This window comes from Ruegeria sp. AE4, assembly GCF_056542185.1.
The window spans coordinates 420,332-439,625 of sequence record NZ_JBQFZK010000002.1 but is presented as its reverse complement, the minus strand read 5'-3'; the positions used below and the strand labels follow the sequence as shown (position 1 = coordinate 439,625).

At 57.5% G+C, this 19,294-nt stretch carries 20 protein-coding genes; 5 read left to right on the top strand and 15 right to left on the bottom strand.

Annotation, left to right across the window (positions count from 1 at the left end; translation table 11 throughout):
- Positions 1-13: 13 nt before the first annotated feature.
- Together ACR0EK_RS06410 and ACR0EK_RS06405 are read left to right on the top strand one after the other, a co-directional pair.
- Positions 14-946, top strand: a complete 933-nt coding sequence (locus ACR0EK_RS06410; RefSeq protein ID WP_480486182.1) for an AEC family transporter — start codon at positions 14-16, stop codon at positions 944-946.
- 61 nt (positions 947-1,007) lie between these two features.
- Positions 1,008-1,706, top strand: coding sequence for a CbiX/SirB N-terminal domain-containing protein (locus tag ACR0EK_RS06405; protein ID WP_480967666.1), 699 nt, complete (start codon positions 1,008-1,010; stop codon positions 1,704-1,706).
- Between the two features lie 39 nt (positions 1,707-1,745).
- Here the strand turns inward: ACR0EK_RS06405 and ACR0EK_RS06400 are convergent, their stop codons facing one another.
- The 5 genes from ACR0EK_RS06400 to ACR0EK_RS06380 all read right to left on the bottom strand — a co-directional run bounded on the left by ACR0EK_RS06400 (position 1,746) and on the right by ACR0EK_RS06380 (position 6,120).
- Positions 1,746-2,738 (bottom strand): diguanylate cyclase domain-containing protein, encoded by a 993-nt coding sequence (locus ACR0EK_RS06400; RefSeq protein ID WP_480583226.1) that lies wholly within the window; start codon positions 2,736-2,738, stop codon positions 1,746-1,748.
- Positions 2,735-3,322: a heme NO-binding domain-containing protein gene (locus tag ACR0EK_RS06395; RefSeq protein ID WP_480481768.1), complete on the bottom strand. Its 588-nt coding sequence runs from the start codon at positions 3,320-3,322 to the stop codon at positions 2,735-2,737. Before ACR0EK_RS06395 ends, ACR0EK_RS06400 begins: the two co-directional genes overlap by 4 nt.
- A gap of 118 nt (positions 3,323-3,440) precedes the next feature.
- Positions 3,441-5,000, bottom strand: coding sequence for a trimethylamine methyltransferase family protein (locus tag ACR0EK_RS06390; protein ID WP_480481769.1), 1,560 nt, complete (start codon positions 4,998-5,000; stop codon positions 3,441-3,443).
- Positions 5,001-5,118: 118 nt separating this feature from the next.
- Complete coding sequence (locus ACR0EK_RS06385) at positions 5,119-5,811, bottom strand: HAD family hydrolase (RefSeq protein WP_480481770.1); 693 nt, start codon at positions 5,809-5,811, stop codon at positions 5,119-5,121.
- A gap of 24 nt (positions 5,812-5,835) precedes the next feature.
- The gene (locus ACR0EK_RS06380) at positions 5,836-6,120 is read right to left on the bottom strand and encodes a DUF3572 domain-containing protein (protein ID WP_267362783.1); all 285 of its coding nucleotides are present in this window, start codon (positions 6,118-6,120) and stop codon (positions 5,836-5,838) included.
- A gap of 89 nt (positions 6,121-6,209) precedes the next feature.
- Between ACR0EK_RS06380 and ACR0EK_RS06375 the strand changes: the two genes are divergently transcribed.
- Positions 6,210-7,610 (top strand): diguanylate cyclase domain-containing protein, encoded by a 1,401-nt coding sequence (locus ACR0EK_RS06375; protein ID WP_480898019.1) that lies wholly within the window; start codon positions 6,210-6,212, stop codon positions 7,608-7,610.
- Between the two features lie 5 nt (positions 7,611-7,615).
- Here the strand turns inward: ACR0EK_RS06375 and ACR0EK_RS06370 are convergent, their stop codons facing one another.
- From ACR0EK_RS06370 to ACR0EK_RS06355, 4 genes are read right to left on the bottom strand one after another with little or no spacing between them, the layout of a single operon-like run.
- Complete coding sequence (locus ACR0EK_RS06370; RefSeq protein ID WP_480898963.1) at positions 7,616-8,089, bottom strand: periplasmic heavy metal sensor; 474 nt, start codon at positions 8,087-8,089, stop codon at positions 7,616-7,618.
- A complete protein-coding gene (locus ACR0EK_RS06365; protein ID WP_480869854.1) occupies positions 8,086-8,439 on the bottom strand; it encodes a hypothetical protein in 354 nt (117 codons plus the stop codon). The genes ACR0EK_RS06370 and ACR0EK_RS06365 overlap by 4 nt, the downstream gene beginning before the upstream one ends.
- Positions 8,429-9,046 (bottom strand): RNA polymerase sigma factor, encoded by a 618-nt coding sequence (locus ACR0EK_RS06360; protein ID WP_480481774.1) that lies wholly within the window; start codon positions 9,044-9,046, stop codon positions 8,429-8,431. The genes ACR0EK_RS06365 and ACR0EK_RS06360 overlap by 11 nt, the downstream gene beginning before the upstream one ends.
- Positions 9,047-9,052: 6 nt before the next feature.
- Positions 9,053-9,523: an EF-hand domain-containing protein gene (locus tag ACR0EK_RS06355; RefSeq protein WP_267362793.1), complete on the bottom strand. Its 471-nt coding sequence runs from the start codon at positions 9,521-9,523 to the stop codon at positions 9,053-9,055.
- 219 nt (positions 9,524-9,742) lie between these two features.
- On the opposite strand from ACR0EK_RS06355, the gene ACR0EK_RS06350 reads away from it, so the two are divergent.
- Both ACR0EK_RS06350 and ACR0EK_RS06345 read left to right on the top strand, forming a co-directional pair.
- Positions 9,743-10,141: a DUF983 domain-containing protein gene (locus ACR0EK_RS06350; RefSeq protein WP_267362795.1), complete on the top strand. Its 399-nt coding sequence runs from the start codon at positions 9,743-9,745 to the stop codon at positions 10,139-10,141.
- A 25-nt stretch (positions 10,142-10,166) separates the two neighbouring features.
- Entirely contained in the window at positions 10,167-10,868 is a 702-nt protein-coding gene (locus ACR0EK_RS06345; RefSeq protein WP_267362909.1) for an NUDIX hydrolase, read from the top strand.
- A gap of 10 nt (positions 10,869-10,878) precedes the next feature.
- Here the strand turns inward: ACR0EK_RS06345 and ACR0EK_RS06340 are convergent, their stop codons facing one another.
- The 6 genes from ACR0EK_RS06340 to nuoL are packed head-to-tail and all read right to left on the bottom strand — an operon-like array spanning position 10,879 to position 19,293.
- On the bottom strand, positions 10,879-12,546 hold the full coding sequence (locus ACR0EK_RS06340; protein ID WP_480898973.1) for a ribonuclease J: 1,668 nt from the start codon (positions 12,544-12,546) through the stop codon (positions 10,879-10,881).
- Positions 12,543-13,322, bottom strand: coding sequence for a type III pantothenate kinase (locus ACR0EK_RS06335; protein WP_209504438.1), 780 nt, complete (start codon positions 13,320-13,322; stop codon positions 12,543-12,545). The genes ACR0EK_RS06340 and ACR0EK_RS06335 overlap by 4 nt, the downstream gene beginning before the upstream one ends.
- A gap of 11 nt (positions 13,323-13,333) precedes the next feature.
- On the bottom strand, positions 13,334-14,083 hold the full coding sequence (locus tag ACR0EK_RS06330; RefSeq protein ID WP_267362801.1) for a biotin--[acetyl-CoA-carboxylase] ligase: 750 nt from the start codon (positions 14,081-14,083) through the stop codon (positions 13,334-13,336).
- A gap of 54 nt (positions 14,084-14,137) precedes the next feature.
- Positions 14,138-15,580: an NADH-quinone oxidoreductase subunit NuoN gene (gene nuoN, locus ACR0EK_RS06325; RefSeq protein WP_480476104.1), complete on the bottom strand. Its 1,443-nt coding sequence runs from the start codon at positions 15,578-15,580 to the stop codon at positions 14,138-14,140.
- Between the two features lie 15 nt (positions 15,581-15,595).
- Complete coding sequence (locus ACR0EK_RS06320) at positions 15,596-17,140, bottom strand: NADH-quinone oxidoreductase subunit M (RefSeq protein WP_480898976.1); 1,545 nt, start codon at positions 17,138-17,140, stop codon at positions 15,596-15,598.
- Complete coding sequence (nuoL, locus tag ACR0EK_RS06315) at positions 17,140-19,293, bottom strand: NADH-quinone oxidoreductase subunit L (protein ID WP_480967665.1); 2,154 nt, start codon at positions 19,291-19,293, stop codon at positions 17,140-17,142. The genes ACR0EK_RS06320 and nuoL overlap by 1 nt, the downstream gene beginning before the upstream one ends.
- Position 19,294: the final 1 nt, after the last annotated feature.

Genomic DNA, 19,294 nt, shown 5'->3' with positions numbered 1-19,294 from the left:
GCACGGGGGCCAAATGCTGCAAAGTCTGATTGACGTCATTCTTCCTGTCTTTCTTGTGATCGGTGCCGGCTACACGGCAACACGAACAGGATATTTCAAAGAAGACCATGTCGACGGGCTGATGAGATTTACGCAAGGGTTCGCGATCCCATGCCTGTTGTTTCTTGCCATCGCGCATCTGGACCTCAGCGCCAGTTTCGATCCCCGGCTTTTGGCCAGTTTCTATTCCGCCGCCGCCTTGTGTTTCATCGCTGGTCTTTTTGGTGCGCGCATCATTTTCGGCCGCGAATGGGAAGACTGCGTGGCAATCGGGTTTTGTTGCCTGTTCTCTAACTCGGTTCTGCTGGGATTGCCGATTACCGAACGCGCTTATGGTCCCGAGAACCTGACAGGCAACTATGCGATTATCGCCTTCCATTCCCCGTTTTGTTACGGCGTAGGGATCACGGTGATGGAGGTTGTCCGCAATCGCGGAAACGGTGGCGTACGCATGGCGCGTTCTGTTCTGTCGGCAATGTTCAAGAACGCGCTGATCCTTGGTATTGCACTGGGATTCGTGGTTAATCTATCCGGTTTGGACATCCCGGCTGTGGTGGACGAAGCCCTTGGTCTGATCACGCGGGCCGCCCTGCCTGGCGCCCTGTTTGCACTGGGCGGGGTACTGGTCAAATACAAACCCGAAGGCGATCTGCGCACCATCGCTTTTGTTTGCTGTATCTCGCTGATGCTGCATCCCAGCCTTGTGTGGATATTCGGCAAATCCACAGGGCTGCCTCAGGACCTGTTCCGCTCGGGCGTGTTGAACGCAGCCATGGCGCCGGGGTTCAACGCCTATATCTTTGCTAACATGTATGGCCGCGCCAAGCGGGTGGCAGCTTCGGCTGTTCTCATTGGGACAGCCACATCTATCCTGACTGTCTGGCTTTGGCTAACGGTTCTGGGCTAACAGTAGTGTTGACTTCGGTTCGCACAGAGGCACCTAACGCATTTCGTGTCAGGAGATCCAAATGCCACATGCCATCATCGTCGCACATGGTCAGCCGTCCGATCCAGAACCGGCCGAGGCTGCTTTGGCTGCGTTCGCGGCTACGGTCGACGCCCTGACCGAGCATGTAACGGTGCATGCCGCAACTCTGGCCGCGCCCGGCGCGTTCGAGGCTAAGCTGAGCAGCCTGCCGGAAAACACGGTCATTTATCCGCTTTTCATGGCAAATGGATGGTTTGTCACCAGCGCTTTGCCCAAACGATTAGGGGATCACAAAGCGCGCATTCTAGACCCGTTGGGTGTTGACCCAGAGCTACCGGAATTGACCGCACGCGCCCTGCAATCCGAATTGTCCGAAAGGAATTGGGCAGCTGCGTCGACCGACCTGGTCTTTGCAGCACATGGGTCAGGGCGTAGCCGAAACCCCTCGGTCGTGGCTCTGAACTTCGCATCGCAACTTCAAGAAATGCTGGCTTTCAAATCTGTCCGCGTTGGGTTTGTTGAAGAACCGCCATACATTTCCGAAGCCGCAACCGGCACGGGGGCTCAGGCGCTGTGCCTTCCGTTCTTTGCCTGCACCGGGGGGCACGCAGTGGACGACGTGCCCGCCGGATTGAGCCAAGCAGGGTTCAAAGGCGTTCTGCTGCCAGTGGTAGGGGAACTGCCACCCATCCGGCACCAGATTGCCAAGCAGTTAACAAAGGCCGTTCAGCTCGCTTGAAAATTCGCCTGAAATCTCCGACCCGGAAACAGGAAAAACTCAGGTTTGCGCTTTGATCAGCGTGGAATACAGGCGGTGACAGGACCGGCCGTCTCGCTTGGCCTGATAAAGGGCGACGTCGGCGGCGTGAAGGATGTCGGCGGCTTTGGGAACCTTGAACTGGGTGGACAAGGCCGTTCCGATACTTGCAGAGATACAGCACGGTTGGTCCTGAAACATCATGGGTTCATTCAACCTTGCGATCAGACGGCCGGCGATGGACTCCAGAGTTTCTTCCCGCGTCAGGCCCTTGAAAATTATGACAAACTCATCCCCTCCAACCCGCGCAACCGTATCGTCTCCACGCGTCTCTTCAAGCATGATGCGGGCCGCCTGTTGCAGAACGTAATCCCCAGCGGCATGGCCCAGCCGATCATTCACGGATTTAAAGAAGTCTAAATCCAGATGCATAAGGGCAAATGTAGAATTTGCCAGGATCAGATGCCCCAACAAATGATCCATCGCGCGGCGGTTCTTCAATCCTGTCAATGTATCGGTATATGCCTGCTCTTCCGCGGCTAGCATTGCCCCCTGAAGCCTGAGATTAAGTGAACGAGACGCTTCCATCGCGGCGGATTTGGCTTCGACCAGATACAACAGCTCGATCGCCAGGTCAGTGCCGGAAAAATCAGCGCTTGTCAGGGCGTAATCCCGAACCGCATCCAAAATCGAAATACCGAATGACAGATTGATGACTGCACCGCCCGAGTCGGGCAAGGGCGCGACCAGGCCTTTCAGGGTCGTACGCGGTTCATCGCGAAATCTCAGATGCAGTTTGGCACCGGCCATCGACATCAACGCGGGAAGGGTGGTGACTGTTCTGGGGCGGATCAGCTCGAACACGTCCAGAACCCCCAGCCCGACCAAAGGCAATTCGGGCCGCAGCTTTTGCAGTGTCGGACCCGCTTGTTGAATGCATCCGCTTCGGTCCACCAACAGGAACATCGGGCAAAGCGTTTCCAGAAGATCTGCCAGTTCCTGAGTATGTGTCATCTGTTCCGAGCCCCCAGATCAAAATGGCGCCCCTCGGCAAAGGCGCTTTCTACCAAAATGATTGAAATAATTTCACAACACTCCTGACGACCCTCATGCGACAGCATCACCAGCGCACCATAATCATCGGCCATCGCGCGCAGGACCCCGACCATAACACTGGAAAATCCTGGTAAGTCCGGAAGGCAGCACAACTGGTATTCCGTGGCTGAAAGCTCTCTCAACTCAAGCGCAGGCAAATTCAGATCAGAGACAGCCAGTCTTACACGATCCGCAAGATCATCAAGGGAATGAAGGAACTCAACATAGGTGACACCCCCAAACCTGAGCAGTCGGCGCAGCCCTTCCATGTTCGGATGGGACACCAGATATGTTCCCAGATCTTCGAGGATTTCCGCCTGTGGTCGGTTGAGGTCAATACTCAGGGCCTCGAGCAACCGGGTCGTCATGTCATCATCATAGATGAGCATGGCTTCAAACTCGACAAACCCTAGCCGCGCACCTTCGGTCACGCGAACCCAGCAGGATTGCCCGTAGGTCGCGCCGACAAAGGACTGTATCGCCCGATTGATCAGACCATGCATCGGATGCCTCAGATTGGTGTCCTTGGCACTGTGGTCTGAGAAACCTTAACAAATAGCCAAAATTCGCCCCGAGTTGCTGTGAAAGCAACGGAGTATCAAGTCGACACTACCCGCCCTGTCAGAAGTCCGTCGGCGCGCCGCCTTCAGCCTTGCGGCGTTCAACGAACTCGGCCAGTTCCTCGCGGATACCATCGTCCATCGGAGGTGCCTCAAAGCTCGAGATGATCTCTTTGAACATGTGATGCGCACGCTCAGCCGTCCAGATGCCTCCGGCGGCCTCCCAGCCCTCATAGTTCTTCCAGTCGCTCAGGAAGGGCTGGTAGAAGGCCGTGGTGTAGCGATCCTGTGTGTGTTGGATTCCAAAAAAGTGACCGTCATTGCCAACCGCGCGGATGGCATCCAAAGCAATCTCATCCGGTCCGGTCGCGGTTAGATCAGGGTTCATATAGCGCTGAATTTGCTGCAAAACCTCGCAATCCATAATGAATTTTTCCGGGCTTGCGATCAGGCCGCCTTCCAGCCAACCGGCGGCGTGGTACACCATGTTGGTGCCCGACTGCACGGCCGCCCAGAGCGAATTCGAGGTTTCCCACACGGATTGCCCGTCTGGCACATTGGCCGCACACACACCGGATGAACGCAGCGGCAGCCCATAATATCGCGCCATCTGCCCGGTCATCTGGGTCGAGCGCATGTATTCCGGCGTCCCGAAAGCGGGCGCGCCTGATTTCATGTCCACGTTCGACGTGAACGTTCCGATTACGCAGGGAATACCGGGGCGCACATATTGGAACAAAGCGATAGCGCATAAGGCTTCGGCCAGGGATTGGGCAACCGCCCCCGCCATCGTTACCGGTGCCATTGCCCCCGCCAGCGTAAAGGGGGTTACGACAATTGCCTGCCCGCGCCGCGCCAATCTCAGGCAGCCATCAATCATCGGATGGTCATGCTTCAGCGGCGAGGTCGAGTTGATGTTGGTGTACATCCGCGGCGAGGCTTCGAATTCCTCATGGCTGAGACCGCCCGCGATGCGCACCATTTCCATCACATCTTCGACACGTTCCTTACCCAACGAATAAGCGTGCATCGCCTTGTCGGTCAGGGTCAGCTTGTCATACAGCACATCCAGATGCCGGACGCTGGCATGAATATCGACGGGTTCTACAGGATATCCGCCTGCGAAGTGAATACAGTTGAAGTACTGCGTCAGTTTCAGAAGATTCTGGCACATCTCGCGATTGCCGGGCACTTTCTTTCCAATCTCCATGTCCCAGTAATTAGGCGGCGACGAAACGTTGCCGAACAGGATGTTCTTTCCACCGATCTCGATCCTGTGGTCAACATTGCGGGGCGTGATGGAAAACTGGCTGGGCGCCTTGGCGATCATCTCCATGACGAAATCACGCCCCATGCGGACGTTGTCACCATCGATCGTGCACCCCGCCTCGCGCAGGATGCCGATTGCCTCTTCATTGTAGAATTCGATCCCGATCTCTTCCAGAATACGCATGGCCCCTTCATGGATCGCTTCGATCCCGGCCTGATCCAGCGGTTCAGTCGGGCGATCTATATTGATGGGTGGGTCCCACGGCATCTGGTCAATCACCGCGCTGCCCCTGCGTGCTGCCGCACCTGCGCGTCCTCCGCCGCGGCGTTTGCGTGTGTTGGTCTCGGCCATGGTTGCCTCCGTTCTGGCTTGATACAAGCAAGACCCGAAGACGCATTTCTGGCCGCTCCATCTGCGACAGAGCTTGTCGGTTTTCTATAATTGTGCGTTGATTTTCCGGATCAACGCATCATTTTTCGGCCAGCCATGCAGGAATGTGACCGATATCCGGCAGGACCACATCCGCCATCGGTGCCAGCGCATCTGCTTCTGCCAATCCGGTCAAAACGCCAATGGTGATCATCCCGGCTGCGCGCCCCGCTTGCAGGTCATGAACACTGTCACCCACCATTGCAATGCGCGACGGCTCGACCCCGACCTGTGCGGCAAAGGCCAGCAACTGACCTGGCCCCGGTTTGAACCCATGACCACTGTCATACCCGGCGATAAAATCGAAGTGTTCGCGTATTCCAGCAGATTCCAGATGCTGCAATGCCGGATGCTCGCTGTCATTTGTCGCAACGCCCAGTTTGATCCCGGATTGCTGCAACCCTTTCAGGAATGGGCCCAACGGCACGGCAGGGGATTGAGGAGCCGCCGCGGCCTCGGCATTCATCATGTCCACAACTTCCTGCAATGTCACATCGTCAACATGCGCAATAAGCACCTCGGCGATTTCTTCGACCGTTGCGGCGATCACAATGCTATCTGTGGCATACCGCTCTTGCTCGTAGTCAAACCCGATGACGCTCCCGAGTTCCACCGCCCGGTCTACATCCCCCTTTGTCAGACGCATCAGCAACGAGCGCCCGAAGGTTCCCCAGGTTTTGGCAAAATCGAACAAAGTGCCATCCTTGTCGAAGACGATTGCTTCTATTGGCATCGCGTGCTCCTGCGGAAAAGGTGCTCAGGTCCAGTGTACATCGCCACCGCCTGACAGAACGGCCCGCGCTTGGGCCGGGTGATCATAGGCGATCGAGTTGGCGTCACAAAACGCCATGACCCACGAATCGTCAAGCACCAGAAAATCGAGAACCGAAGCCAGAAAGTCCCTATCACCGGCCCGATTGCGAACATCCCCGATCGAAGCGCCTGTCGAGCCAAGAAATACAGGCAAAAGCTCGTCATTGCTGACCAGCCACCCCAGGGCTGTCAGAGCAAGAGTCTCGGCTAAATCGGGCGATAGGGGCATAAACCGCGCTCAGAGAATGGTGTTGGAAAGAGTTTGTTAACCAGACTCATAAACAATTTGTTCACGCATGCAATCAACGGTGAACGACTATGTCTGTGCAAGGCACCATCCTTGTCCTCGACGGGGTATCAACCAACCGCATAATGCTGAAGGTTCAACTGACTGCTGCCTGGTACCACGTGGTGCAGGGTGGAAAACTTGAAGGGCTACAAGCCCTTGCCCGTCGCGTGCAGCCAGACCTTGTTCTGACGGCCCAAACATTGCCCGATGGAACAGCCGCAGATGTCAAGAAAGCCCTCACCGAAGTATCAGGCCTTGATGACGTGCCCGTTGTCGTACTGGCAGCACAGAATGACAAAAACGCGCGCCTGCGTGCCCTGAAAGACGGGCTGGACGATGTGTTGACGCACCCTTTCAAAGATACGTTGCTACTGGCACGCATTCGCAGCCTTTTGCGCGCGCGTGCAGCTACTCAAGATTTGCAGGTCAGCAACGGATCGCAACCTATTGGGTTTGGGGAACCCGCCCCTGTCATGATCAGCCCACCGAACGCGGCCCGGGTTGATATCTTGACCGATACTGTCCGAACTGGTGCCCTTTGGCACAAGGCCTTGCAAGGCCACCACCATTTCGATCTGTCCTGGCATCTTCAATCGAACCTGCAAGGCGTTTTGTCCGGGCCGATACCGGACGCGATTGTGGTCGAACTGGGCTCGCCCCCGTCCGCGCTGAATATCCTTGCAGATCTCAGGTCACGCGCAGCAACCCGGAACACTGTCCTGATTGGCATCCTGCAGGACAACGACGCCGTGCAGGCCTCGGAAGCGCTGGACAGAGGAGCGGACGCCGTATGCCTGGGGGGGTTCTGCGCGCAAGAGATCCTGTTGCGGCTGAACAATCAGATTGCGCGCAAGGCACGGCTTGATCATTTGCGCGTATCACTGAGAAAAGGGATCGCCGAGTCCTGGATTGACCCGCTGACCGGGCTGCACAATCGTCGTTACGCCATGCGGGCATTGGATCAGATCGCGCGCCAGTCTGCCCGTACCGGACGTGGCTTTGCCGTCATGCTGGCGGATCTGGACCACTTCAAGACCATCAATGACTGCCATGGCCATGGCGCCGGTGATTGTGTTCTGACGCAGGCCGCAAAACGCATGCAAAGCGCACTTGGATCCAAAGGTTTTGTCGCCCGTATCGGAGGTGAAGAGTTCATGTTTGCAGTACCTGATGTGTCACAAAAGCAAGCCAGAAAACTGGCTGAGACCATCTGTGACAGCATTTGTCGCGCCCCGTTCCGACTATCGGACCAAGGTTTGCGGGTTAACGTCACGATCAGCATTGGGCTGGAGATGCCGCAATCGGGTACGCCGGGAAAAGAACGCACACCCGTTCCTGTTGAAGATATCCTGAAAGCCGCCGACAAAGCCCTTTACGCGGCAAAAAAAGCGGGGCGCAATCAGGTGAGTATCAGGCAAAGCGCAGCCTGAACCCGTCAATCCTTTTTCTTGTGCCCATGCGGCCCGCGTTCGACGATCTTTTGCAACCTGTCCGCATAAGACTGCCGCTCTGCGTCACTCATCGCGGTGACGCGAGCCAGCCATTGTGTCTGCAATGCTAGTTGCAGTTCTGCCGTCGCCTGCGACTGTTGCTGCAACAACACTTCAACGGCGACCGGATCGAAGGGCACCCTGCGCAGCGCCAGGCTCAGGGCTTGAAAGTCCTGTTTGCGCCCCCTTAAGTCTTTTTCGCGCAGCGCAGACAGTTCCCCTCGCATCGCTTTGCGGTCATCTTTCGGCAAAGCGCGATACAGCGCAGGACCGAACCCCGGCGGTGCCTCGGTGTGATCTCCATCCTTCAGGCGCAGCACGGTTCCGACTGCAACACCGACAACCAACAGGTTCAGTGCCAATGACGAAACCAGCAAAACCGTCATCCACCGGCGTTTCGGTTTAGGGGCAGCATTCATTCAGTGCTCTCCAGAAAACTCGTGTCATACCCAAGGTCCGCCACAAAAAGGACCGTCTCCTGCGATGCCAGCAGATTGGCGGGATCAGGCAGGAACCCCGGCGCGGAAAAGCCGATCCAGAGCCCCGCCGCACTTGCGGCGATCAAGCCGCCCAACCCCTGCCAGCCACCTACGTTGTCCATCATTCGATGCCAGATCGAAGATTGAGGACGCGGTTCAGGCCTTAAGCGACTCAGGCGTAGTTTTTCAGCATCAATCTGAATGCGCACGGCCAGATCGTCGGGCAGCGCCGGTCGGTTTTGCCGAGCCTGCGCAAACAAATGATCCAGTTCCAGGTTTTCATCCGTCATCGTCATACCCCAGTTCTTCACGTCGCCCGGCCAGTATCGCGGTCAGACTTCGTTTGCCCCGCGCGGTCAAACTTTCAACCGCTTCTACTGAAATTCCCATGATCCCGGCAATTTCAGGGTTGGGCAACTCTTCGATGTGGCGCAGAATCACTGCCTGCCTCTGCCTTTCGGGCAGCTGAGACAGGGCAAGCTGCAACGCATCCACGCGGGCCTCATCCTGCAGTCGGTCGGCTACGCTGGCTTTGCCATCTTCTGGCTCAGGAATATCCGACAACCTGCCGGGGGACTTCCTGCGCCGAATGTCCACACACAGATTCAACGTCACGCGATACAGCCATGTCGACACTTTGGCCTGACCCGGCACCCATTCCGGCGCCATCTGCCACATCCGCATCATCGCCTCCTGCGTTACGTCTTCTGCCTCGGCCCGATTGCCCAACATACGCAACGCGACGGAATAACAAAGCGGCCCAAGGCGATCTGTTAAGACCCGCGCAGCCTGTGCGTCACCCTCAGCAAATTGGCCCAGCAACACATCGTCGCTGAGAGAGCTCGCGGTGCAACCCGCACCGCGAACATCGTGTAGGTGGGAGGTCAGGTCCTCCACCCTGCATCAGTTGTCGATTGCACCCGACTTGTGGTGCTTTTTCTTATGGTGCCGTCCCATCCGGTCTTTGGCATCGGCAAATTCCTGTTCCGATATTCCACCACTGTTATCTGCATCCATCCGGTCAAACATCTTGTCACCCCGGCGCGGTTTCGGCAACTCGTCCTGGCTTAGGAACCCGTCTTTGTTCGCATCGTTGTTTTCGAACATTTTGGTGACGCGGTCGTTTGCTTTTTTCTGAGCGGCGGCCTGCATCTCCTCAAGGCTGAGCTGGCCGTCCCCATCAGTATCAGCGGCCGAGAAACGCTCGGTGCGATGTGCTTCCATTTCCTGCTGTGTCACTTGACCGTCGCCATTGGCATCCAATTCCTGAAAGGACACTGGCTCACGACCACCCGGGCCAGCCGCCAGAACAGACGTGCCGGTGATTGCAACACCCGACAGGACAATCGCCGTGATGAACTTTGCGTTTTTCATTTCGGTTTTCCCTTGTTGACGCGGCCTGAGTGCCGCTGCTCATATCCATTCAAACGCGCGAGGCAGGGAATTCCGTCGCAGTGTCAGCAACTTTTTTTGAACCATCTCGGTATTTCACGACGTGGTTCACCTTAGATGCGTTGCAAAGCGACGCACCCCCCTTTAAAAACCACCCGTTCAGGCGCATTATCCGCCAAAGATTACTGCGCGAGTTATATTATGACGGATCAGACGATCGACACCACAACCCAGAGCGAGCGTGAAACCTGGCCCGCTTTGGTCAAAGGGTTTCGGTGCAAGTGCCCTAGTTGCGGCGAAGGCAAGCTGTTGCACAGCTACCTAAAAGTGAATGACACCTGCTCGAACTGTGGACAGGAACTGTTTCATCATCGCGCCGATGATGGGCCCGCCTATCTGACGATCCTGCTGGTCGGGCATTTGTTGGCCCCGGCCCTGCACGTCTCGTATGTGAACTGGCGCCCGGACCCATGGGTGATGGCCATCGGGTTTTCCATTGCTTGCGTTGCACTGTCGCTGTTTTTGCTCCCCCGTTTGAAAGGCGCTGTGGTCGCCTATCAGTGGGCGCGTCGTATGCACGGTTTTGGCAACGATTCATGAGCCGGAAGAAGCGATTGTTTTAGGCATGATGACCGACAAGACCGCCATCCGCGACGCCGCAACCGTCATCGTGCTGCGGAACAGGTGGACCAATCCGTCGATCCTGATGGGTCAACGTGGGTCCAAGGCTGTGTTCATGCCCAACAAATTCGTGTTCCCCGGTGGAGCGGTCGATCCGGCGGATGCGGATGTACCGCTTGCGACCGCACTGCCTGACCTGTGTTCTGAGAGGTTGGCGGAACAGGCGGAATCCGGAAAACAACACGCCCTTGCCGCCGCAGCAATTCGCGAGCTTTGGGAAGAAACAGGACTTGTCCTGGGCCAGACAGGACGCTGGCCGGGCAACGTTCCTGACGACTGGCAAAGCTTTTCCGCCATGGGTTACGTGCCGTCGGCCGCTGCGCTGCAATTTGTTTTTCGCGCAGTCACACCGCCCGGCCGCCCCCGCCGGTTCGATGCGCGGTTTTTTCTGGTCGATGCCGATGCGCTGCAGGGCGATCTGGATGATTTCAGCCATGCCTCGGACGAGCTGTCGCATCTGCAATGGGTGGAACTGGATCGGGCGCGCGACCTGGATTTGCCGTTTATCACCGAGGTTGTTCTGGCCGAGGTCGCAGCCCGGGTGACCTCACCCGAGCCGCCAATATCGGTTCCGTTCTATCAGAACAACGAAGAAGCCAATCTATTCCTGCGGCTCAGAGGCTATCCAATGCCCGAGCAGGATTGACCGGTCAGTTTCACCGCATCCGGCTGACAACTACCGTCACTTCGGGCTTTTTGCCGATTTCCGCTTTTGCCGTCTGACGCACGATCCGGCGCATTTCGTCTTCAAGCTTGTCGTCATCCCGTAGGGTCTTGGCTGCCGCCCGCATCAGGAACTGGTTCAGGTCTTCTTCCAACACCTCGACCAATCCGGCCCGGGACGTTCCGACCTCGGGCAGACCCATCGTATCGCACCACGGTTCGCCCAGCGGCTCGTCTTCTTCGTCCAGAACGACTGTCACAGTTACGTGGCCGTTCAGCGCCATGCGAATACGGTCACGTACCACACCGTCCATCGCACCGATTTTCACCGTACCGTCCAGATAGGTACGCCCGGTTTCGACATAGTCGACCACCACGGGTGCATTGCCGCTGAGATTCAGCATGGTGCCGTTCACGGCCAGCACGCCCGTTCTGCCACCCTGCTCAGCCAGTTTGACATGCTCGCGCAGGTGCCGGTGCTCTCCATGCATTGGGATCACAACTTGCGGATCGATCAGCGCGTGCACCTTCTCAAGATCGGGCCGGTTCGCATGGCCAGAGACATGATAGAGGCCCGAGCTGTCATCCACTACATCCACGCCCTTTTCACTGAGCTGGTTCATGATGAAAATCACGCCACGTTCATTTCCGGGAATGGTCTTTGACGAGAACAGGAACAGGTCGCCTTCGGACAGTTCCAGACCACGGTACTTGCCGCGGGCCAGTTGCGCGCTTGCCGCACGGCGTTCGCCCTGGCTGCCGGTCACGATCAGCATCAGGTTCTGGCGCGGCAGGTCCAGCGCCTCTTCCGCGCTGATCACCTTGGGGAAGTCCGACAGGATACCCGTTTCGGTCGCGGCCTCGATCATCCGCCGCATTGCGCGCCCCAGCAACACAACTGAACGCCCCGCGCGTGCGCCCGCCTCGGCCAATGTTTTGACCCGTGCCACGTTCGACGCAAAGGTGGTAGCCACAACCATGCCCTCGGCGCTTTCGACTAGCTTTGTAATCTCTGGCCCGACCTCGGATTCCGAACGGCCCGGATGCGCCGAGAAAACATTCGTGCTGTCGCAAACCAACGCCTTGACACCCGGCTTGGCAATCTCGGCCCACAGGTCGGGATCGAAGGGTTCGCCCACTACCGGGTTTGCATCCAGCTTGAAATCACCCGAGTGCACCACGCGTCCTGCGGGCGTGTCGATGACCAACGCAGCACTTTCCGGGATCGAGTGTGAAACCGGAAGGAAACCGACGGTAAACGGTCCGACTGAAACCGTTTCAGGCCAAGCGGACACGGTTGTCACCGCATCGGTCGGGTGCACATATTCTTCCATCTTGCGACGCGCGATATTGGCCGTGAAAGCCCGGGCATAGATCGGAGCTCCCAGAGCCTCATAGCAATGAGCCACCGCGCCGACATGATCTTCATGCGCATGGGTGATGAAAACGCCATCCAGCCGGTCGGCCCGTTCTTTCAACCATGAAATATCCGCATAGATCAGGTCGACGCCCGGAGTTGTGTCCATATCGGGAAAGGTGACGCCCAGATCCACCAGGATCAGGCGTTCCTGCCCGGGCTGACCATATCCGTACACATAGGCATTCATGCCAATTTCGCCCGCGCCACCCAGCGGCAGGTAGATCAATCTTTCACTGCTCATATCGAGCCATTTTCCTTGTTGTAGCGATGAATCACGGTCAAGCCGTGCATCGTCAAATCATCTTCGATTACGTCGAACCCCACGTCGGCCTGATCGAACAAGGGGGCCAACCCTCCGGTTCCCACGACTTTCATCGGCATTCCATATTCGGCCTTGATCCGCGCGATCAGCCCCTCGATCAGGCCGGAGTATCCCCAATACACGCCCGACTGGATACAACCAACCGTATTTGTACCGATCACCTTCTCGGGTCGCGTGATGTCGATATGCGGCAGTGCGGCTGCGCCCTGATGCAAAGCCTCAAGGCTGAGGTTAACACCCGGAGCGATGACGCCCCCTACATAGGCACCGTCCGCGGCGACAACGTCGAAATTTGTTGCGGTACCAAAGTCCACCACGACGACATTGCCGCCATGACGGTCAAATGCGCCAACCGCGTTGGCCAGTCGATCCGGGCCCGGCACAGTTCCTTGATCCACACGCGGAGGCACGGGCAACAGGCAGTCCGGCCTACCCACCACCAGCGGCCTGCACCCAAAAAAGCGATCAGCAAAGATGCGCAGGTTGAACACGACGCGCGGCACAGTCGAGGCAATGATGACATCCGAGATATTCGCCTCGATCCCGTAATGTTTCACCAGCGTCGAATACCAAGTGAAATAGGCGTCCGCCGTGCGTGCGTGATGGGTCGAGGTACGCAGGGTGCACAGAAATTCCTGACCGTCCCAGATTGAAAAGACTGTATTGGTATTGCCGCAATCAATGGCCAGAAGCATTTGCGCCCCTTTCAGAAATAGACATCCGCCGCAGGAATGCTCACGCGGCCTTTGGCGGTGTTTAAGACAAGGTTACCGCTTGCGTCTACCGTTTCGAAGGTCCCAACCGTCTCGGACGTTCCGGTACGGGCCGTGATAACCTCGCCCAGCCGGGCAGCACGGGACAGCCACGCAGTGCGAATGGGTTCGAACCCGTAGGTAACAAACTGAGTTTCATATTTGGCATAGGCCGAGGCAAGCTCGGTCAGAAAATCCTCGGGCGTGACGTTTGCACCGGTTTCCGACAACAGCGAGACGGGACGGACCGCGCCCGGTTCTACCACGTCGGCGTCTGGGGCGCTGGCCAAATTCACGCCAATACCGATCGACAGATGCGTTACACCGCGCCCCTGACCGGCGCTTTCCAGCAAAATACCAGCAAGCTTACCACCGTTCAGCAGTACGTCATTGGGCCATTTCAACGACAACCCCGCGGCACGCCCTGTCACAGAGACGCAAGCGTCAAACAGAGCCAGTGCCGCAACAAAACTGCGCAGTGCCGCTTGTTCTGGTGCACCTTCGGGGCGCATCAAAAGGGTCGCGGCAAGGTTGCCCATGGGGTTGGCCCATGACCGTCCGCGTCGCCCACGCGCAGCCGTCTGATGATGCGCCATGATCCAGACAGGACCACGGGCATTGGGGGCAATCCGCGCCGCTTCGTTGAGTGTGCTATCGACTTCCTGCACCTCGTGCAGGCCATAGCCTTGTGGCCACTTGGTCATATCAAAAAGGCCCGGTCACGCGACCGAGCCCCTCTCTCAGATTGTGCAAAACGTTCAGTTGACAAGAGTCGCCGCCGCGGCAGCGGCCGCGCCCTCGATCCCGAACTGATAGAAGACCCCGATCAGCATCAGCGCCGCGGATCCCATCAGGGCGACCCATAGAACGGGTGTCGACCGCGTTTCGATCGGGTCCTCGTTCTCGGCCCCGAAATACATGTAGAACACGATCCGCAGGTAATAGAAGGCGCCAATTACCGATGCGATGGCTGAGACCACAACAAGGCCGGTCAAATCGGCACTTACACCAGCCCGCCAAACACCAAACTTCGCAAAGAAACCCAGCATCGGTGGGACACCGGCAAGCGAGAACATCAGGATCAGAACAGCAAGGGCCTTGCCCGGATCACGTTTGGAATACTGGCGCAGCGCATCAATGTCAGTGACGGGTTTGCCGTCGCGTTCCATCATCAGGATAAACGCAAACGTGCCAATGTTCATGGTCACGTAAATCGCCAGATACATCAGCATCGCCTGAATACCCAACTCGGTACCAGCCGCCAGACCGATCAGCGCATAGCCCATATGGGCAATCGACGAGAACGCCATCAGTCGCTTGATGTCGCGCTGACCAATTGCGGCAACCGCCCCCAGCAGCATCGACAGCACCGACAGCAAAACAATCACTTGCTGCCAGTCTTTGACCACGCCTCCGAAGGCGTCATGCAGAAGACGTGCAAACAAGGCCATTGCTGCGACTTTCGGCGCGGTGGCAAAGAAAGCCGTAATTGGCGTCGGCGACCCTTCATAGACATCTGGCGTCCACATATGGAACGGAACCGCCGACACCTTGAATGCCAGACCCGAGATCAGGAAGATCAGGCCAAACAACAGACCAACCGAGACGTCCCCATGATGGACCGTCTGAATAATGCCCGAGAACAGTGTCGTGCCGGTGAACCCATAGACCAGCGACGCACCATACAGCAGCAGACCTGAACTGAGAGCGCCCAGAACAAAGTATTTCAGCCCTGCTTCGGTTGATTTCGCACTGTCACGACGCAGCGCGGCAACAACATACAGCGCAAGGGATTGCAGCTCGAGCCCCATGTAAAGAGACATCAGATCGCCCGCGCTGACCATCATCATCATACCAACGGCAGCAAGCGCCACCAGCAGCGGATATTCAAAGCGCAGCAGACCCCGGCGTGCCATGTATTCCTGGCTCATCACCAGAACGGCACCTGCCGACAAAAGGATGGCAACTTTGGCAAAACGCGCGAACCCGTCATCTACGAACATGCCGTTGAAGGCCACGTTGGTGCCACTGCCCTGGGTGGCGATCCAGATCGCCAGGACCGCCATCAGGCCCGCCGTGGTCCAGACCAGAACCGAAGCCAGCCCGTCTTTCGACGTGTAGACTGCCCCCAACAGAGCCACCATCGCATAGATCGCCAGAACGATTTCCGGCAGGATAATTGTCAGATCAGCCTGGATCATGTCTCCAAAGCTCCCTTAATGCGAAGCGGCAGTCTGGGTCGCAGCCTCAGCCGCGGCCAGAGCCGTGTCATAGTTCGAAATGAGTGCCGTCGTCGATTGCCCGATCACATCGGTCACCAGCGACGGGTAGACCCCCAACAGGATCGTCATCACGATCAGCGGGGCAAAAATCAGCCGCTCGCGAGAGCTCATGTCGGTCATCGCCTTCAGGCTTTCCTTGATCAGGTCCCCAAAGACAACGCGGCGGTAGAGCCACAACGCGTAGGCTGCCGAGAAGATCACACCGGTCGCCGCAACAGCAGTCACCCAGGTGTTGACCTGAAATGTGCCCATGAGTGTCAGGAACTCACCAACAAACCCGCTGGTGCCCGGCAGTCCGACATTGGCCATGGTGAACAGCATGAAGACCAGTGCATAGGCGGGCATCCGGATGACCAGACCGCCATAGGCATCGATATCGCGGGTGTGCATCCGGTCATAGATCACGCCGACACAGAGGAAGAGCGCGGCCGAAATAAACCCGTGGCTCAGCATCTGGAAAATCGCGCCGTCAATGCCTTGCTGGTTCGCAGCAAAGATGCCCATCGTGACAAAGCCCATATGCGCGACAGAGGAATACGCGATCAGCTTTTTCATGTCTTCCTGCACCAATGCCACCAGCGAGGTGTAGACAACCGCTATGGCTGACATCCACAGCACAAGATCAGTCATCACCGCCGAGCCAACCGGGAACATCGGCAGGCTGAACCGCAGAAAGCCGTAGCCGCCCATCTTCAACAGGATCGCCGCCAGCACAACCGAGCCCGCCGTCGGCGCTTGAACGTGCGCATCGGGCAACCAGGTGTGCACCGGCCACATCGGCATTTTCACCGCAAAAGATGCGAAGAAGGCCAGGAACATCAGCGTCTGCATACCGCCGGTGATATAGATGCCCAACACGCTGAAACTCTCGGATGCGAACTGATGGGCCATCAGCGCTTCAATATCCGTAGTGCCTGCGTCAGCATACATTGCAACCATGGCTACCAGCATCAGCACCGAGCCGAGGAAGGTGTAAAGGAAGAACTTGAAGCTGGCATAGATACGGTCCTTGCCGCCCCAGATCCCGATGATCAGGAACATCGGGATCAGACCCGCCTCAAAGAACAGGTAGAACAGCACCAGGTCCAGCGCCATGAACACGCCCAGCATCAGCGTTTCCAGCAGCAAGAAGGCAATCATGTATTCCTTGACGCGGTCTGTCACATTCCAGCTGGCCAGAATAGTCAGCGGCATGATGAAGGTGGTCAGCAACACGAACAGAACGCTGATGCCATCCACACCCATCTTGTATCTCAGACCCATCAGCCATGCGCCCTCTTCCACCATCTGGAAGCCGGTGTTCGAAGGATCAAAGCCTGTGTAGATGCCAATAGACACCAGAAACGTCACAGTTGTCGCCAGCAATGCAATCCACTTGGCGTTGCGCTGCGCTGCGACGTCGCTGCCATGCAGGAACAGCGCCAGAATGCCTGCTGCGATGGCGGGGATAAAGGTGACAATAGATAGGATATTGTCCATTAGTGTGCGCCTCCGCCGATCGACATCCAGGTGACAAGGGCCGCGATGCCCAATACCATCCAGAAGGCGTAAGTAAAGATGTACCCGGTCTGCGCCTTGCCTGCGAGGCGGGTGAAGAAGGGAACAACGCCCATTGCAACCCCATTCAGGAAGCCGTCGATTGTATTGCCGTCACCGCGTTTCCACAGGAACCGGCCAAGGGCGACAGTGGGTTTGACAAAGATCGCGTCGTAGATTTCGTCGAAATACCATTTGTTCAGCAGGAACAGGTACAGCGGACGCTGGTTTGCCGCCAGACGTGCGGGTAGCGACGTGTTCACGATGTAGAACCAATAGGCCACGACAAAGCCAAGCACCATCGCAACAAATGGCGAAACCTTGACCCATTTCGGAGCCGCATGCGCATCGTCCAGAATGTGGTTGTCCGGCGCCATATAAAGCGCCCCTTCACCCGGCTCACCCGCAAACACATAATGGTGGTCCCCGCCCACTGCGGCATTCTCACCATGCGCGGCCTCATCAGCATGGCTGTCAGCCGCTTGGCTGTCATCGGCATGGCTGTCTTGGCCGTGCGACGCATCCGCCGCCGCGTGATCACCGGCCTCGGCATGCTCTGAAGCTTCTGCAACCGGAATACCGTAGAATTTGCCGACCTTGTCGGCATGGCCAAAGAAGTTTCCGTACCAGATCATGCCTGCGAATACCGCACCCAGCGACAAAACTCCCAGCGGCACCAGCATGACCATCGGGCTTTCATGAGCGTGATCATGCGTATGCTTGTCCCCACGCGGCTCTCCATAGAAGGTCAGGAAGATCAGACGCCAGCTGTAGAACGAGGTGAACGCCGCAGCGACAACCAGCAACCAGAAGCCATAGCTTGACCCGCCCGCATAGGCGCTTTCGATAATTGCGTCCTTTGACAGGAAACCGGCAAACCCAAAGGTGGTCAGCGGGATGCCAACACCGGTAATCGCCAGGGTACCGATCATCATCGCCCAGAAGGTATAGGGGATCTTTTTGCGCAGACCGCCATATTCGGTCATCTCCTGTTCGTGATGCATCGCGTGGATCACGGAACCGGCCCCAAGGAACAACAGCGCCTTGAAGAAGGCATGCGTGAACAAGTGGAACATCGCTGCCGAATACATGCCGACGCCCGCCGCCACAAACATGTAACCCAACTGGGAACAGGTCGAATACGCGATGACACGTTTGATATCGGTCTGAACCAGACCAACAGTGGCCGCAAAGAACGCAGTCGAGGCCCCAAGAACAGTGATGAACCCTGTCGCGCCCGGTGCGAACTCCATCAGCGGGGACATGCGGCAGACCAAAAAGACGCCTGCGGTCACCATGGTCGCAGCGTGGATCAGCGCTGACACAGGCGTCGGGCCTTCCATCGCATCCGGCAACCATGTGTGCAGGATCAACTGCGCCGATTTACCCATCGCCCCGATGAAGAGCAGAACGCAGATCACTTCGATCGCGGTCCATTCCCCCCACAGGAAATGCAGCTTTTCTTCGGCCAAGGCAGGGGCAGAGGCGAAGATGTCCGAGAAATTGATACTGTCGGTCAGGAAGAACAGCGCGAAGATGCCCAGAGCAAACCCAAAGTCGCCGACCCGGTTGACCACAAAGGCCTTGATCGCCGCCGCGTTGGCCGAAGGCTTGCGATAATAGAACCCGATCAGCAGGTATGAAGCGACGCCGACGCCCTCCCAGCCAAAGAACATCTGCACCAGATTATCCGCCGTCACCAGCATCAGCATGGCAAAGGTGAAGAAGGACAGATAGGCAAAGAAGCGCGGTTTATAGCTTTCGCCTTCGCGCCATTGCGGATCGTGGTCCATGTAGCCGAAGCTGTACAGGTGCACGAGCGCCGAGACGGTCGTCACCACGATCAGCATGATTGCCGTCAGTCGGTCCAGACGGATGGCCCAGCTTGTCGAAAGCGAGCCGCTTTCGATCCAGCGCATGATCTCGATCTGCTGCGTGTGGCCGTCGAAGGTGAAGAATACGAGCCAAGACAGCAGACAGGCCAGAAACAGTAGGCCCGTGGCCGTCCACATGGCGGCTTTCTCGCCAATGAACTTCCAGCCGAACCCGCAGAGCAGCGCGCCCACCAACGGGGCAAAGAGGATGGTGGTTTCCATG

Excerpts from the sequence above, each read along its gene's own strand:
- ACR0EK_RS06410 (WP_480486182.1), top strand. The coding sequence starts at position 14 with ATGCTGCAAAGTCTGATTGACGTCATTCTTCCTGTCTTTCTTGTGATC.
- ACR0EK_RS06405 (WP_480967666.1), top strand. The coding sequence starts at position 1,008 with ATGCCACATGCCATCATCGTCGCACATGGTCAGCCGTCCGATCCAGAA.
- ACR0EK_RS06400 (WP_480583226.1), bottom strand. The coding sequence starts at position 2,738 with ATGACACATACTCAGGAACTGGCAGATCTTCTGGAAACGCTTTGCCCG.
- ACR0EK_RS06395 (WP_480481768.1), bottom strand. The coding sequence starts at position 3,322 with ATGCATGGTCTGATCAATCGGGCGATACAGTCCTTTGTCGGCGCGACC.
- ACR0EK_RS06390 (WP_480481769.1), bottom strand. The coding sequence starts at position 5,000 with ATGGCCGAGACCAACACACGCAAACGCCGCGGCGGAGGACGCGCAGGT.
- ACR0EK_RS06385 (WP_480481770.1), bottom strand. The coding sequence starts at position 5,811 with ATGCCAATAGAAGCAATCGTCTTCGACAAGGATGGCACTTTGTTCGAT.
- ACR0EK_RS06380 (WP_267362783.1), bottom strand. The coding sequence starts at position 6,120 with ATGCCCCTATCGCCCGATTTAGCCGAGACTCTTGCTCTGACAGCCCTG.
- ACR0EK_RS06375 (WP_480898019.1), top strand. The coding sequence starts at position 6,210 with ATGTCTGTGCAAGGCACCATCCTTGTCCTCGACGGGGTATCAACCAAC.
- ACR0EK_RS06370 (WP_480898963.1), bottom strand. The coding sequence starts at position 8,089 with ATGAATGCTGCCCCTAAACCGAAACGCCGGTGGATGACGGTTTTGCTG.
- ACR0EK_RS06365 (WP_480869854.1), bottom strand. The coding sequence starts at position 8,439 with ATGACGGATGAAAACCTGGAACTGGATCATTTGTTTGCGCAGGCTCGG.
- ACR0EK_RS06355 (WP_267362793.1), bottom strand. The coding sequence starts at position 9,523 with ATGAAAAACGCAAAGTTCATCACGGCGATTGTCCTGTCGGGTGTTGCA.
- ACR0EK_RS06350 (WP_267362795.1), top strand. The coding sequence starts at position 9,743 with ATGACGGATCAGACGATCGACACCACAACCCAGAGCGAGCGTGAAACC.
- ACR0EK_RS06345 (WP_267362909.1), top strand. The coding sequence starts at position 10,167 with ATGATGACCGACAAGACCGCCATCCGCGACGCCGCAACCGTCATCGTG.
- ACR0EK_RS06340 (WP_480898973.1), bottom strand. The coding sequence starts at position 12,546 with ATGAGCAGTGAAAGATTGATCTACCTGCCGCTGGGTGGCGCGGGCGAA.
- ACR0EK_RS06335 (WP_209504438.1), bottom strand. The coding sequence starts at position 13,322 with ATGCTTCTGGCCATTGATTGCGGCAATACCAATACAGTCTTTTCAATC.
- ACR0EK_RS06330 (WP_267362801.1), bottom strand. The coding sequence starts at position 14,083 with ATGACCAAGTGGCCACAAGGCTATGGCCTGCACGAGGTGCAGGAAGTC.
- nuoN (WP_480476104.1), bottom strand. The coding sequence starts at position 15,580 with ATGATCCAGGCTGATCTGACAATTATCCTGCCGGAAATCGTTCTGGCG.
- ACR0EK_RS06320 (WP_480898976.1), bottom strand. The coding sequence starts at position 17,140 with ATGGACAATATCCTATCTATTGTCACCTTTATCCCCGCCATCGCAGCA.
- nuoL (WP_480967665.1), bottom strand. The coding sequence starts at position 19,293 with ATGGAAACCACCATCCTCTTTGCCCCGTTGGTGGGCGCGCTGCTCTGC.